We start from the raw sequence: 13,832 nt of genomic DNA on the forward strand, positions 1-13,832 counted from the left end.
GGCCTGCTGGTGATCAGCGCCAGGAGGCCACCAGGTAGCCGACACCGTACGGAGCGTCCTCGTACCGCAGCTCGCCGCCGAGCGACGCACCCTCCGCCGCGCCCGCCAGCACCTGCCAGGGCGCCCGGCCCTCCGCGAGCAGCTCCGCCGAGAGCTCCGCGTCCAGCGCGGCCAGCGCCGCCACGTCCGCCGCGGCCAGCGCCGCCGCCACCGCCCCGTCGTAGCCCTCGGCCCGCTCGTCCAGATACCCCGGAGCCTTCACCGAACGCCGGGCACTGCCGTCGCCCAGCACCAACAGACCCACCCGATCAGCGAGTTCGGCCAGCCCCCGGCCCAGCCCCAACAACCGCTCGGCGGCCGTGTCCGGCCGCACCGCGACGGCATGCGTCGGCACCTGGACGCCCGCCTCCTCCAGCAGCCACGCCCCCACCGTCAACGCCGGCGAAAGCTCCGGGCCGTCAACCCCGCCCAACGGCAGCTTCACGGCCTTCGGCACCCCGTACCGACGGAACGACCCCGCCCCGCCCTCGGTCCACACCCCGGCCTTGTCGCCCGTCCCCACCACGACGACCAGCTCGACATCCGCGAGCCCCCGCACCGCGTCCAGGCACGCCCCCCGCAACGCCTCCGCCTCCCCCGCGGCCCCCACCGCGACCTCGGGCACGAGCAACGGCGGACACGGGCACACGGCGGCGGCAACAAGCATGCCGATCACTCTACGCGGTGCGAAAACAGGGGCGCGGGAATACTTGCGCGAGCTGGCGGGTGACCATTCAGGGGCGCGGGGAACTGCGCGCCAAGCGCACACCACGTCCGCAAGGTCGCGATCACGTGCAGGTCATTGCCCTGCGTCGCGACCTTGCGGTGGGGTTCCTTCCGCTACGCGCAGTTCCCCGCGCCCCCGGTTTCGCACCCACCAGCCGCAGGCACGGGAGCCGGGACGCCGATCGACGGCAGGCCCAGCATCACGCCGGCCGCCTTCGCGGGCGCAGCCTGTCGCTTCTCCCACGCGTCCCCCGCCCGGGTGCGGCGCACGCCGAGCGCGGGGCCCTCCGCGAGGAGGTGGTGCGGGGCGGCGTAGGTGATCTCGACGGTCACCACGTCGCCGGGGCGCACGCCCCCCTCGGGGCGGGTGCTGTGCTCGTCGTTCACCCCTCGCAAGCTCCGGGTGAAGTGCACGAGCCGGTTGTCGGGCGCGCGGCCGGAGAGGCGGTCCGTCCGGTCGTCCTTCTTGCCTTCGCCCTCGGCTACCAGGATCTCCAGCTTGCGGCCGACCTGCTTCTTGTTCTCCTCCCAGGAGATCTCCTCCTGGAGGGCGATCAGCCGGTCGTAGCGCTCCTGCACCACGGCCTTGGGGATCTGGTTCTCCATCTCGGCGGCCGGCGTCCCCGGGCGCTTGGAGTACTGGAAGGTGAACGCGTTGGCGAACCGGGCCTCCCGGACGACGTGCAGGGTCTGCTCGAAGTCCTCGTCGGTCTCGCCGGGGAAGCCCACGATGATGTCGGTGGAGATGGCGGCGTCCGGCATCGCGGCGCGCACCTTCTCGATGATGCCGAGGAAGCGTTCCTGCCGGTAGGAGCGTCGCATCGCGCGCAGCACGGTGTCGGAGCCGGACTGGAGCGGCATGTGCAGCTGGTGCATCACGTTCGGCGTCTCGGCCATCGCGGCGATCACGTCGTCGGTGAAGTCCTTCGGGTGCGGCGAGGTGAAGCGGACCCGCTCCAGGCCGTCGATCTCCCCGCACGCCCGCAGCAGCTTGGAGAACGCCTGCCGGTCGCCGAGGTCGGAGCCGTAGGCGTTGACGTTCTGGCCGAGCAGGGTGACCTCGACGACGCCCTCGGCGACCAGCGCCTCGACCTCGGCGAGGATGTCGCCGGGCCGGCGGTCCTCCTCCTTGCCGCGCAGGGCGGGGACGATGCAGAAGGTGCAGGTGTTGTTGCAGCCGACCGAGATGGCGACCCAGGCCGCGTACGCGGACTCGCGCCGGGTGGGCAGGGTGGAGGGGAAGGTCTCCAGCGAGTCGAGGATCTCGACCTGCGCGGTCCGCTCGATCGCGGCGCGTTCGAGCAGGGCGGGCAGGTGGCCGATGTTGTGAGTGCCGAAGACCACGTCGACCCAGGGGGCCTTGCGGACGATGGTCTCGCGGTCCTTCTGGGCGAGGCAGCCGCCGACGGCGATCTGCATGCCGCGGTTGGCCTGCTTGGCGGGGGCGAGCCGGCCGAGGTTGCCGTACAGCTTGTTGTCGGCGTTCTCGCGGACCGCGCAGGTGTTGAAGACCACCAGGTCGGGTTCGCCGTCGTCGGCGGCCTTGGCGTACCCGGCCTCCTCCAGCAGCCCGGACAGGCGCTCGGAGTCGTGGACGTTCATCTGGCAGCCGTACGTGACGACCTTGTAAGTTCGCAAGCTCTCCTCCATACCCACAGAGCAAGGGTACGGGCAGCGGAAGGGGCCTCCCGCCGGGCGGTCCCGGCTGGCAGTATCCCTGCATGGCTGCTTCGACCGATCCGCCCAGAACCACCGGTGCCGTGCTGCGTTCCGCGGTGCGCAGTCCGCTGGTGCGCGTGCTGGCGGTGTTGCTGCTGGTGGTGGCCGGTGCGAGTGGGTGGTGGGTGTCCTCGGCGCGGACGGGGTCGGGGCTGCGTGGGGAGGCGGCGTTCGCGACCGGGGTTCCGCGCGGGGTGTACGACCGGTACGGGGTGCTACTGAAGGACTCGATGCGGTCGGCGATGCCGGGGGTGAAGGTCCGGCTGGACAACTCCGAGGGCTCGTTGGACAACCTGAAGCGGTTGGTGTCGGGCCAGGACGACTTCGCGATCGCCACGGCGGACGCGGTGGCCAGCTTCCTGAAGGACCAGGACCGGCCGAAGCCGGACCTCCGGGCGATCGCCCGGCTGTACGACGACTACATGCAGCTGGTGGTGCCGGCGGATTCGCCGGTGAAGACGGTGTCGGACCTGCGCGGGCTGCGGGTGGGGGTGGGCCAGGACGGGTCGGGCGTGAACCTGGTGACCAAGCGGCTGCTGGAGGCGGCGCACCTGAACCCGGGCACGGACATCCAGCCGAAGAAGCTGGGGGTGGGCGACGCGGCGGACGCGTTGCAGGCGAAGCAGCTGGACGCGTTCTTCTGGTCGGGCGGCCTACCGACGGCGGCGCTGACCGACCTCTCGGAGCACACCCCGATCCGGATCGTGCCGCTGGGCGAACTGTCGGATCCGCTGCACAAGTTGGAGGGCGGCGGGATGGACGCGTACCGGGCGGCGACCATCCCCGCGGACGCCTACCCGCTGGCGGGGCCACCGCACACGCCGGTGCCGACGGTGGCGGTGCCGAACCTGCTGGTGACCCGGGCGAGCATGGACCCGGCACTGGTGGAGGCGCTGACCCGGGTGGTGATCGACAGCCGGGACCGGATCGGCGGCGAGGTGCACGCGGCGCAGCTGGTGGACCTCCGCACCGCGGTGTACACCGATCCGCTGCCGCTGCACGAGGGCGCGAAGCGCTACTACCAGTCGGTCAAACCCTGACGTCAGTTCCACTTCCGGCGCGGCACGGTGAGCAGCACGCTCAGCCCGTTCGGTTCGGCGGGTGCGAAGCCGAGGCTGCCGCCGCCGGCCAGCAGCAGGGTGCGGGCGATGGAGAGGCCGAGGCCGGAGCCGTCGACGTTCTGGTGCCGGGAGGAGCGCCAGAACCGGTCGCCGATCCGGGCGAGTTCCTCCTCGGTGAGGCCGGGTCCGGCGTCGGTGACGGTGGCGGTGACCTCGTCCTTGGTGATGGTCAGGCCGACCCGGACGGTGCTGCCGACGGGGGAGAACTTGAGCGCGTTGTCGAGGACGGCGTCCAGCGCGCTGCCGAAGCCGATCGGGTCGGCCCAGGCGTGCGCCATCGGCGGTCCCTGCCACTGGAGCCGGACCTGGCGCCGGTCGGCGAGCGGCTGCCAGGCGTCGGTCCGGGTGCAGACCAGTTCGGCCAGGTCGACGGGTTCGGGTTCGGGCCGGGAGCCTTCGGCGGTGGCGAGTCCGAGCAGGTCGTCGAGGACGCGGGCGAGCCGGGCGCCCTCCTCGCGGACGGCGGCGAGTTCCTCCTCGCTGCCTTCGGGGAGGTCGAGTCCGATCAGTTCGACCCGGAGCAGCAGTGCGGCCAGCGGGTTGCGCAGCTGGTGGGAGGCGTCGGCGACGAAGGCCCGCTGCTGGTCGATGGCGAGCACCACGTGGTCGGCCATGTCGTTGAACGAGCGGGCCAGGCGGCGCAGTTCGGGCGGTCCGCCGCTGGGGGCGACCCGGGCGCCGAGCCGTCCGGTGGCGATGTCGTGGGTGGCCCGGTCGAGGGTGCGGACGGGGCGCAGCACCCAGCCGGTGAGGCGCATGGCGAGCAGGATGGCGACGATCATGGCGAGCGCCTCGCCGCCGGCCAGCACCAGCCAGCGGTGCAGGATCCGGGCGCGCAGCGGGCCGGTGGGCGATTCGGTGAGCACCACGGCGACCACGTCGCCGTCGCGGACCACGGGCAGTGCGACGGTGAGGGTGCGGTCGGTGGTCCACGGCCACACCTGGGGCGGGTTGTGGCTGCGCCGGCCGGCCAGTGCCTCCCGGTAGGCCTGGGCGCCGGGGCCGTCCTCGGGGGCGTGCCAGTCGCCGGGCGCGACGGCGACGGCGCTGCCGTCGCGCTGGAAGACGCCGATCCGGGCGCCGTACAGCTCGCGGTAGCGGGCGGCTTCGCTGGTCAGGGCGTGCCGCCGGCCGTCGTCGCCGGGGACGGGCTGCGGGTCGCCCTTGACGGCGCTGGTGCTGGCGCCGCCCTGGGTGGGCAGGTCCTGGGCGAACCTGGCGGCGTCGTCGATCCGGTCGACGACGACCTTGGACTGCTCGGACGAGGCGATCAAGTAGGCCAGCGGCACTCCGAGGGCGGCCAGCACGCAGGCCATCAGGGCGATCAGGATGCCGAGCAGGCGGTTGCGCACGGGTGGTCAGCGCTCCGCGGTGTCGCCGGCGGGCCCGGCCGGGCCCTCGGGGTCGTCGGGGATGAGCCGGTAGCCGACGCCGCGGACGGCCTCGACCAGGCCGGGCAGGCCGAGTTTGGTGCGCAGTGAGCCGATGTGGACTTCCAGGGTGCGGCCGTTGCCCTCCCAGCCGGAGCGCCAGACCTCGCTGAAGATCTGCTCGCGGCGGTAGACCACGCCGGGGCTCTGGGCGAGCAGCGCCAGCAGGTCGAACTCCTTGCGGGTGAGCGGCACGTCGCGTCCGTTGACGCTGACCCGGCGGCGTTCGCGGTCGATCTCGACGCCGCGGGAGGCCAGCGGGCCGTCGAACTCGGGGCCGCTCTCCTCGGCGCCCTTGGGGGTGCCGCGGCGGGCCACCGCGTGGATGCGGGCGAGCAGTTCGCCCATGTCGTACGGCTTGACCACGTAGTCGTCGGCACCGAGGTTGAGTCCGTGGATGCGGGAGCGGATGTCGGCGCGGGCGGTCACCATGATGACCGGGACGCCGCTGCCGGCCCGGATCCGGCTGCACACCTCGAAGCCGTCGCGGTCGGGCAGTCCGAGGTCGAGCAGCACCACCCGGTAGGGCTCGCTGCCGTCCGGGACGAGCGCGTCCAGCGCTTCGTGGCCGCTGCGGGCGTGCCGGACCTGGAAGCCGTGCCGGCCCAGCACCGCGACCAGAGCGGCGGCGACGCGGTCGTCGTCCTCGACCAGGAGCAGGCGCATCGGGCTCCTTCCTGCGGTGTTCGCCGGTGTGCGTGCGGGCCGCCGTCGGCAGTCGGGCGGCATGGCTCGGTCCGATGTGGAACCGGGCCATCCTGGCATCCACTCCCATCCGGCGTCACCAGGTCAACCGCATCGGCCGGTCCGTTACAGCTCCGGTATTCGGCGTGCGGTGACTACCCGGCGTAGCCGAACCGTGATCCTCAAGTTCAGCTCAGATCGGCTGACTGGGCGTCGTGTACCTGCCTAAAGTCGCCCCGTTCGGGGGGCCGAGAGCTCCGCCGGCTCCGGCCCCCCCGAACATCAGACGGACCATCACCGGCTCTGCGGACCAAGCGAGTTGGCCCCGGGTTCGGAGGACGAGGGAGCGGACGGCGATGACCGAGAACAGTGTCGAGCTGCGCGAAACCGCGCCGTTGGTGGCCCTGCGCGGGGTGAACAAGCACTACGGCGCCCTGCACGTGCTGCAGGACATCGACCTGGAGATCGCCCAGGGTGAGGTCGTGGTGCTGATCGGCCCGTCCGGCTCCGGCAAGTCGACGCTGTGCCGCACCATCAACCGGCTGGAGACCATCGACTCCGGGACGATCGAGGTCGACGGCAAGCCGCTGCCGGCCGAGGGCCGCGAACTGGCCCGGCTGCGTGCCCAGGTGGGCATGGTGTTCCAGTCCTTCAACCTGTTCTCGCACAAGACCGTGCTGGAGAACGTGGTGCTCGCCCAGGTGAAGGTGGGCAAGGTCGCCAGGGCCGAGGCCGAGAAGACGGCCCGCGAACTGCTGGAGCGGGTGGGCGTCGGCGCCCAGGCCGACAAGTACCCGTCGCAGCTGTCCGGCGGCCAGCAGCAGCGCGTGGCGATCGCCCGCGCGCTGGCGATGAACCCGAAGGTGATGCTCTTCGACGAGCCGACCTCCGCCCTCGACCCGGAGATGGTCAACGAGGTGCTCGAGGTGATGCGTTCGCTCGCCGCGCGGGGCATGACCATGGTCGTGGTCACCCACGAGATGGGCTTCGCCCGCTCCGCGGCCAACCGCGTGCTGTTCATGGCGGACGGCCGGATCGTCGAGGAGAACACCCCCGACGCCTTCTTCACCGCGCCGCGCTCCGACCGTGCCAAGGATTTCCTGTCCAAGATCCTGCAGCACTGAGTCCCGCAGTCGATCAAGCGTCAGTAATCGTCAGTTCGCAGTGGCCCGGAGCCTGCCGTGGCCCCCACCCGAGGAGAAGAACGACCGCATGAAGGCCCGTCGCACTGTTGCCGCCGCCCTGTCCGTTCTCGCCCTGACGGCAGTCGCCGCCTGCGGCAAGGACGGCTCCCCGAGCGACACCGCCGCCCCCAACGGCTCGGCCGCCCCGCAGCTGCCGACCTACACCGTCAAGACCGACGCCAAGCTGGACGGTTCGCCGGCGTGGACCGAGGCCAAGAAGCGCGGCAAGCTGAAGATCGGCGCCAAGGCCGACCAGCCGTACCTCGGCTTCGAGGACGTCCAGACCACCAAGCGCAGCGGCTTCGACATCGAGATCGCCAAGATGATCGCCGCCGACCTCGGCTTCTCGGCCGACCAGATCGAGTTCTCCACCATCGCCTCCGCCAACCGCGAGACCGCGATCACCGGCGGCCAGGTCGACTACTACGTCGGCACCTACTCGATCACCCAGACCCGCAAGGACAAGGGTGTCGCGTTCGGCGGCCCGTACTACATCGCCGGCCAGTCGCTGCTGGTGAACAAGGACAACACCGAGATCACCGGCGCCGAGTCCACCAAGGGCAAGTCGGTCTGCACCGCCACCGGCTCCACCTCGATCGGCAACATCCAGAAGTACGAGGCCAAGGTCACCCAGTTCGACAACTACTCGCTCTGCGTGGAGAAGCTGCTGACCAAGGAGGTCGACGCGGTCACCACCGACGACTCGATCCTCAAGGGCTACGCCGCGAAGAACCAGGGCAAGCTCAAGGTCGTCGGCACCCCCTTCTCCGAGGAGCGCTACGGCGTCGGCCTGAACAAGGGCGACGCGGTGCTGCAGAAGGCGATCAACGACGCCCTGAAGGCGCACGAGGACAACGGCGACTGGAAGAAGGCGTACGACGCCACCCTCGGCCTGTCCGGCTCCGCCGCGCCGGCCATCCCGGCCCTGGACCCGATCGCCGGCTGACGTCCGGTCAGATCCAACTACTGAGAAAGGAGGGCCGCCGGCATGGGATTGATCTTCGAGAACGGAAACTTCTCGGCATTCGCCGAGGGTTTCCTGCGGACGATCGAACTGAGCGCGCTCAGCGCCCTCTTCGCCCTGATACTGGGCGTCGTGCTGGCGGCCTTCCGGGTCTCGCCCGTCCCGGTGCTCCGAATATTCGGCACCGCCTGGGTGACGATCTTCCGTAACACCCCGCTGACCCTGCTGTTCTTCGCGGTGACCTTCGTCCTGCCGCCGCTGGACGTGCACTTCAGCAGCTTCACGCTCGCGGTGATCGCGCTCAGCGCCTACACCGGCAGCTTCGTCTGCGAGGTACTGCGGGCCGGCATCAACACCGTGCCGATCGGCCAGGCCGAGGCGGCCCGCTCGCTCGGCATGGGCTTCGGCCAGACCCTCCGGCTGGTGGTGCTGCCACAGGCGGCCCGCTCGGTGATCGCCCCGATGGGTTCGGTGTTCATCGCCCTGCCCCGCAACTCGGCCATCGCCGGCGCCTTCAACGTGCCTGAGCTGTTCAGCTTCCAGAAGGTCCTGTCCGAGGAGGCATACGACATCTTCGCCATCTTCTTCTGGATCGCACTCGCCTACCTGGCGATCAGCTTCAGCATCAACGCCGTGTTCTCCACCCTGGAGCGTCGCGTGGCGGTGGCCCGATGAGCACCCGCGCCGCCTCCGTCCTGTACGACGTCCCCGGCCCCCGGGCCCGGGTCCGCAACCTGATCCTCGGTCTGCTCGGCCTGGCCGGCATCGCCGGCCTGATCTGGTACGTCGTCGTCCGCCTCTCCGACGCCGGGCAGTTCGACGCCGTGCTCTGGTCGCCGTTCGAGTACACGGCCGTCCAGCAGCGCATCCTCGACGGCGCGCTGTCCACCCTGGAGGCCTTCGGCCTGGCCGCGGTCGGCTCGCTGGTCCTCGGCTCGCTGCTAGCCGCCGGCCGGCTCTCCGACCACTTCCCGGTGCGCGTCGCCAGCAATGTGGTGGTCCAGTTCTTCCGGGCCATGCCGCTGGTCATCATGATCTTCGCGCTGTACCGCGCGGCGTTCGGCGCCCAGCCGATGTGGGCGCTGGTGATCGGTCTGACCCTCTACAACGGGGCCGTGCAGGCGGAGATCATCCGTTCCGGTATCAACGCCGTCCCCCGCGGCCAGGCCGAGGCGGCCTACGCCCTGGGCCTGCGCAAGACCCAGGTGATGGGCATCGTGCTGGTGCCGCAGGCCGTCCGCTCGATGCTCCCGGCGATCATCGGTCAGCTGGTGGTCACCCTCAAGGACACCTCGCTCGGCTACATCATCACCTACCCCGAGCTGCTGTGGCAGATGAAGCTCATCGCCTCCAACTCGGACGGCTACCCGTACATCCCGGTGGTCCTGATCGGCACCCCGATCTACATCGCGATGTGCCTCGCCCTCACCGCCCTCGCCCGGTGGATCGAGTCCCGCGGCCGCCGCGGCGCGAGCCGCCGCAGCACAACCGCTGCTTGACGGACACCCAGGTGATCTGTTGCATTGCTCTTCGTGACACCACCTGGGACCTCCCACCCGGCAGCTGACGAAACGGCCGCCGGCACCGCCGGCCAGAAGGCCCCGACATGGATCCAGTGATCATCGTCGGGGCCGGGCCGGTCGGTCTCGCCCTCGCCCTCGCCCTCGCCCGCAGCGAAGTTCCCAGCGTGGTCCTCGACGAGGGCACCGGCGTCTGCCCCGAGAGCCCCCGCACCGTCGTCCTCGGCTCCGACACCGCCGCCTTCCTCGACCGCATCGGCTACACCCGGGTCGGCTCCGACGCCGCCCGCTGGGACGCCTTCACCGTCTGGCGCCGCCGCGCCGAGGTACTGCGGCTGCCGCTGGACGACGAGCCGGTCCTGCACCTCGCCCAGCACCGCCTCCAGCGCGGCCTGCGCGACGCCGCCACCGCCACCCCGCTGATCCGCCTCCTCCCGCGGCACCGGGTGGTCGAACTCGCCCAGGACCGCGACGGCGTGACGGTCCGCACCACCTCCGCCGACGGCGAGACCAGCTGGCGCGGCAGCCACCTGGTCGGCTGCGACGGTGCCCGCTCCACCGTCCGCAAACTCCTCAAGGTCCGCTTCCCCGGCCGTCCCGCCGTCGACCGGCACGCCGTCGCCACCGTCCGCGTCGACCTGCCCTTCCCCGGCGAGGCCCGGCTGCACCGCGAACCCCCGTGGCGCGGCGACCGCGAAGCCTCCGCCCGCCCGCTGCCCGACGGCGTGTGGCGACTCGACTGGCGGCTGCCCCCCGGCCGGCCCCAGCCCACCGAACCCGTCGACCCGCACGCCACCTGGCCGGGCATCGTCACCGGCGACACCCTGGTCACCCGGGTCACCTCCGCGCTCACCGGCTGGTGCGGCGAACTCCCCCCGCACCAACTGCTCGCCGCCGCCGACCACACCTACCAGCAGCGCCTGGCCGGCCGCTTCCGCACCGGCCGCTGCTTCCTGGCCGGCGACGCCGCCCACCTGCACGGCGCGCTCGGCATGCAGAACCTCGCCGACGGCCTGCGCGACGCCGACAACCTCGCCTGGCGGCTCGCCCTCGCCTGGCACCTGCCACCCGGCGGCTCCCCCGCCGACAGCGCCCTGCTCGACGGCTACGAGACCGAACGCCGCGGCGCGGTCGGCGCCCGCCTGCGCGCCGTCGACCAGACCATGCCGCTGCTCCGCCCGCTGCGCGGCTGGGCCCAGACCCGGCGCGCGCTGATCTCCGGCTCCTTCCGCAAGAACGCTCCGCTGCTCGCCGACGGCCAGCTCGGCACCGGCCGCTTCGGCGGCGCCCCCGCCTACCCGGCGACACCCTCCGGCGTCGCCGTCCGCCTCCCCGAGCAGCGCGGCACCGGCCGCGGCACCTCACTCACCGAACAGCTCGCCCCGACCGCCCCCGGCGTCCAGGTCCCCGACCTGCCCGTGGTCACCGCCGACGGCACCGCCGACACCCTCCGGGCCCGCCTCGGCACCGCGTTCCTGCTCCTCCTGGTCGCCCCCGGCACCACCGTGTGGTCCGCCGAACACTGGCTCGGCACCGGCTTGATGCCCCGCCTCACCGAACTGGCCGACGCCCTGCCCGTCCCCACCGAGGTCCTGGTCACCGACGCCTACCCGGGCGCCACCCCCCACACCGTCCTCCTCATCCGCCCCGACGGCCACCTCCTCGGCACCACCCCCGGCCTCCACCCCGAAACCCTCCACACCCTCACAGCCCCCCTGCAGGGAGAGCACCACCAAGGAGGGCACCACCAGGGGCGCGGGGAACTGCGCGAATCGGAAGACGCTCAACCGTGAGATCGCGCCGCAGACCATGACTTGCACGTGCTCGCGAGTGGCGGACGGGCTTGCGCTTGTCGCGCCGTTCCCCGCGCCCCGGTTCCGCGCCCACCCGCGCCCTGCCCTCGCTAGCGCGCCACCTCTGTCGCACGACTCTCCCGCACCACCGTGATCCGAATCTGCCCCGGGTACGTCAGTTCCTCCCGCACCTGCCGAGCCACGTCCCGCGCGATCTCCTGAGCGCGCACGTCGTCCACCTTCTCCGGCTGCACCATCACCCGGACTTCCCGCCCGGCCTGCATCGCGTAGACCTTGGTGACGCCGTCGTGCGCCCGGGCGATCTCCTCCAGCCGCTCCAGCCGCCGGACGTACGCCTCCACGGACTCCTTCCGCGCGCCGGGACGCCCGGCCGAGCAGGCGTCCGCGGCCTGGGTGAGCACCGCCTCGACGGTTTTCGCCTCGACCTCGCCGTGGTGGGCCGCTATCGCGTGGACGACCTCCGCCGACTCCCCGTGCCGCCGGGCGAATTCCGCGCCGATCAGGGCGTGGCTGCCGGCCACCTCGTGGCTGAGTGCCTTGCCGATGTCGTGCAGCAGCGCCACCCGCCGTACGGGCTCGGGGTCGACGCCGAGTTCGGCGGCCATCATCCCGGCCAGGTGCGCGGACTCCACCAGGTGCCCGAGCACGTTCTGCCCGTAGGAGGTGCGGTACCGCAACGTCCCGAGGGTGCGCACCAGTTCGGGCGCCATCTCGCCGACGGTGCCGATACCGACGGTGAGCAGCGCGTCCTCCCCGGCCCGGACGCACAGCCGTTCGACCTCGCTGCGGCTGCGCTCGTGCGTCTCCTCGATCCGCGCGGGGTGGATCCGCCCGTCGGTGAGCAGCGACTCCAGGGTGAGCCGGGCGCTCTCCCGCCGGACGGGGTCGAAGCAGGAGAGCTGGACCAGCCCGGGGGTGTCGTCGACGATCAGGTTGACGCCGGTGACGGCTTCGAAGGCCCGGATGTTGCGGCCTTCCCGGCCGATCACCCGGCCCTTCATGTCCTCGCTGGGCAGTCGGAGCGTGGTGACCACGGTCTCGGCGGTGTGTTCGGCGGCCAGCCGCTGGACGGACGAGGCGATGATCTCGCGGGCCCGGCCCTCGCCCTCGACGACGGCCTGCCGTTCGATCTCCCGGACGGTCAGCGCGGCTTCCCGGCGGGCCTCGGCCTCGGCGCCGCGGACCACTTCGTCACGGGCCTGGGCGGACGTCAGCCCCGCGGTGCGTTCCAGCAGCAGCCGGCTTTCGGTGTCCCGTTCGGCGAGTTCGCCGCGCACCCGCTCGGACTCGGTGGCGCGGGTGGCGAGTTCGTCCTCGTGCTGGTGCAGGCGGTGGAGTTCGGCGGTCAACCGCTCCTCGCGGCGGTCGAGTTCGGCGCGGCGTTGCCGGAGCATCCGGAAGCCGACGGCCAGCACCAGGCCGAGCGCGACGATCAGTAGGCCCGCAACCAGCAGCAGGGAGGACCCGGTTCCGGTGTCCTGAGCGATCCCCATCCGGCCACTCCCCGTCCTGCGCGCGGCCGCTGAGATGACCTCCGCGATCGTCCAGCCACTGAGTGCGAGGCTAGGCCGAGGTTACGAAACGGTCAAGATGCGATCGAGAATTGGCTCCGATGATCTGATCAGCAGTCATCATGTCCTCCCGCCGAACAGCGCCGGACAGCGCCGAACGGCACCGGCCGAGACTCCGTGCTACCAGTCCTCGCCCTCCTCCGCCGGCTCCGCGTCCAGCGCCTCCCGGACCACCCGGTACGCCAGGCCCTCCGAGTAGCCGCGCCGGGCCAGCACCCCGACCAGCCGGCGCATCCGCACCTCCCGGTCCAGCCCGGCGGTGGAGCGCAACTTCCGTGCCACCAGCGTCCGGGCGGCCTCCGACTCGTCCTCGGCATCGACCTGCAGCAGTGCCTGCTCCGCGGTCTCGCCGGTGACGCCCTTGGTGCGCAACTCCTGGGCCAGCGCCCGCCGGGACAGTCCGCGCACCGCGTGCCGGGACTCCACCCACGCCTCGGCGAAGGCGGCGTCGTCGATCAGCCCGACCTCCTCCAGCCGGGACAGCACCTGCTCCGCGACCTCGTCCGGGATCTCCTTGCGGCGCAGCGCATCGGCCAGCTGCTTGCGGGACTTGGCGGCCCCGGTGAGCAGTCGCAGGCAGATGTCCCGGGCCCGCTCCGCCAGATCCCCCTGCTCGGCGGCAGCCCCCTGCCCACGCCGCTTCCCCCGCGCGCCCGCCTCGCCCGCCGGACGCTCCGAGCGCTCCGAACCCTCCGAACGCTCGGACTTCGCCCGTCGCTTCGGCCGCGGCCGCTCCTCCGCCGGTGCCGCGACCGGCAGTTCGCCCAGCGCGCTGCGCCGCCGACGCCGCCCCCCGGCCAGCTCGGACGCCCGCATCAGCCCGGGCAGCTCCCCCACCGCAGGCGACTCGCCCGAAGACGGATCTCCCGCCGCAGGCGGCTCTTCGGCCACCGCCGCGAACCAGTCGGGCGGGCCGGAAGGATCGTCGTCCTCCGCGACCGCCGCGAACCAGTCCGGCGGGCCGGATGCGTCGTTCTGTTCGTCCGCCCATACGCCCGCACCGGGCTCGTCCTCGGACGGGCCCGGTGCCGGGTGGTCGGCGTCATGCCGGTGTGTCAAC

General features: G+C 72.1%; 12 protein-coding genes. 6 read left to right on the forward strand and 6 right to left on the reverse strand.

Annotation, left to right across the window (positions count from 1 at the left end; translation table 11 throughout):
- Positions 1–13 precede the first annotated feature (13 nt).
- The gene (locus ACGFWJ_RS31145) at positions 14–706 is read right to left on the reverse strand and encodes a hypothetical protein (protein ID WP_392955442.1); all 693 of its coding nucleotides are present in this window, start codon (positions 704–706) and stop codon (positions 14–16) included.
- Between the two features lie 173 nt (positions 707–879).
- Positions 880–2,415 (reverse strand): tRNA (N6-isopentenyl adenosine(37)-C2)-methylthiotransferase MiaB, encoded by a 1,536-nt coding sequence (miaB, locus tag ACGFWJ_RS31150; protein ID WP_392955497.1) that lies wholly within the window; start codon positions 2,413–2,415, stop codon positions 880–882.
- A 71-nt stretch (positions 2,416–2,486) separates the two neighbouring features.
- Between miaB and ACGFWJ_RS31155 the strand changes: the two genes are divergently transcribed.
- Positions 2,487–3,524, forward strand: coding sequence for a TAXI family TRAP transporter solute-binding subunit (locus ACGFWJ_RS31155; protein WP_392955444.1), 1,038 nt, complete (start codon positions 2,487–2,489; stop codon positions 3,522–3,524).
- Positions 3,525–3,526: 2 nt separating this feature from the next.
- Here ACGFWJ_RS31155 and ACGFWJ_RS31160 read toward each other — a convergent pair whose 3' ends face one another.
- On the reverse strand, positions 3,527–4,957 hold the full coding sequence (locus tag ACGFWJ_RS31160; protein WP_392955446.1) for a sensor histidine kinase: 1,431 nt from the start codon (positions 4,955–4,957) through the stop codon (positions 3,527–3,529).
- Between the two features lie 6 nt (positions 4,958–4,963).
- Positions 4,964–5,701, reverse strand: coding sequence for a response regulator transcription factor (locus ACGFWJ_RS31165; protein ID WP_387648754.1), 738 nt, complete (start codon positions 5,699–5,701; stop codon positions 4,964–4,966).
- A gap of 374 nt (positions 5,702–6,075) precedes the next feature.
- Here ACGFWJ_RS31165 and ACGFWJ_RS31170 point away from each other — a divergent pair, with 374 nt between their 5' ends.
- The 5 genes from ACGFWJ_RS31170 to ACGFWJ_RS31190 all read left to right on the forward strand — a co-directional run bounded on the left by ACGFWJ_RS31170 (position 6,076) and on the right by ACGFWJ_RS31190 (position 11,180).
- A complete protein-coding gene (locus ACGFWJ_RS31170) occupies positions 6,076–6,843 on the forward strand; it encodes an amino acid ABC transporter ATP-binding protein (RefSeq protein WP_392955448.1) in 768 nt (255 codons plus the stop codon).
- A gap of 88 nt (positions 6,844–6,931) precedes the next feature.
- Entirely contained in the window at positions 6,932–7,849 is a 918-nt protein-coding gene (locus ACGFWJ_RS31175; protein ID WP_392955450.1) for a glutamate ABC transporter substrate-binding protein, read from the forward strand.
- A 42-nt stretch (positions 7,850–7,891) separates the two neighbouring features.
- Entirely contained in the window at positions 7,892–8,542 is a 651-nt protein-coding gene (locus ACGFWJ_RS31180) for an amino acid ABC transporter permease (protein ID WP_387648746.1), read from the forward strand.
- On the forward strand, positions 8,539–9,366 hold the full coding sequence (locus tag ACGFWJ_RS31185; protein WP_392955453.1) for an amino acid ABC transporter permease: 828 nt from the start codon (positions 8,539–8,541) through the stop codon (positions 9,364–9,366). Before ACGFWJ_RS31180 ends, ACGFWJ_RS31185 begins: the two co-directional genes overlap by 4 nt.
- Before the next feature lie 107 nt (positions 9,367–9,473).
- Positions 9,474–11,180, forward strand: a complete 1,707-nt coding sequence (locus tag ACGFWJ_RS31190) for an FAD-dependent monooxygenase (protein WP_392955455.1) — start codon at positions 9,474–9,476, stop codon at positions 11,178–11,180.
- 110 nt (positions 11,181–11,290) lie between these two features.
- Here ACGFWJ_RS31190 and rny read toward each other — a convergent pair whose 3' ends face one another.
- Positions 11,291–12,694 carry a ribonuclease Y gene (gene rny, locus ACGFWJ_RS31195; RefSeq protein WP_392955457.1) on the reverse strand — a complete coding sequence of 468 codons (1,404 nt, stop codon included), beginning with the start codon at positions 12,692–12,694 and terminating at the stop codon, positions 11,291–11,293.
- 198 nt (positions 12,695–12,892) lie between these two features.
- Positions 12,893–13,831, reverse strand: a complete 939-nt coding sequence (locus ACGFWJ_RS31200) for a regulatory protein RecX (protein WP_392955459.1) — start codon at positions 13,829–13,831, stop codon at positions 12,893–12,895.
- Between the last annotated feature and the right edge of the window lies 1 nt (position 13,832).

Origin of the sequence: Kitasatospora sp. NPDC048407, from assembly GCF_043200475.1 — a bacterium.
In the GTDB taxonomy this organism is placed as follows: Bacteria; Actinomycetota; Actinomycetes; order Streptomycetales; family Streptomycetaceae; genus Kitasatospora.

Coding starts and splice junctions, on each gene's coding strand:
- ACGFWJ_RS31165 (WP_387648754.1), bottom strand. CDS start 5,701: ATGCGCCTGCTCCTGGTCGAGGACGACGACCGCGTCGCCGCCGCTCTG.
- miaB (WP_392955497.1), bottom strand. CDS start 2,415: ATGGAGGAGAGCTTGCGAACTTACAAGGTCGTCACGTACGGCTGCCAG.
- ACGFWJ_RS31180 (WP_387648746.1), top strand. CDS start 7,892: ATGGGATTGATCTTCGAGAACGGAAACTTCTCGGCATTCGCCGAGGGT.
- ACGFWJ_RS31155 (WP_392955444.1), top strand. CDS start 2,487: ATGGCTGCTTCGACCGATCCGCCCAGAACCACCGGTGCCGTGCTGCGT.
- ACGFWJ_RS31175 (WP_392955450.1), top strand. CDS start 6,932: ATGAAGGCCCGTCGCACTGTTGCCGCCGCCCTGTCCGTTCTCGCCCTG.
- ACGFWJ_RS31170 (WP_392955448.1), top strand. CDS start 6,076: ATGACCGAGAACAGTGTCGAGCTGCGCGAAACCGCGCCGTTGGTGGCC.
- ACGFWJ_RS31145 (WP_392955442.1), bottom strand. CDS start 706: ATGCTTGTTGCCGCCGCCGTGTGCCCGTGTCCGCCGTTGCTCGTGCCC.
- ACGFWJ_RS31190 (WP_392955455.1), top strand. CDS start 9,474: ATGGATCCAGTGATCATCGTCGGGGCCGGGCCGGTCGGTCTCGCCCTC.
- ACGFWJ_RS31185 (WP_392955453.1), top strand. CDS start 8,539: ATGAGCACCCGCGCCGCCTCCGTCCTGTACGACGTCCCCGGCCCCCGG.
- rny (WP_392955457.1), bottom strand. CDS start 12,694: ATGGGGATCGCTCAGGACACCGGAACCGGGTCCTCCCTGCTGCTGGTT.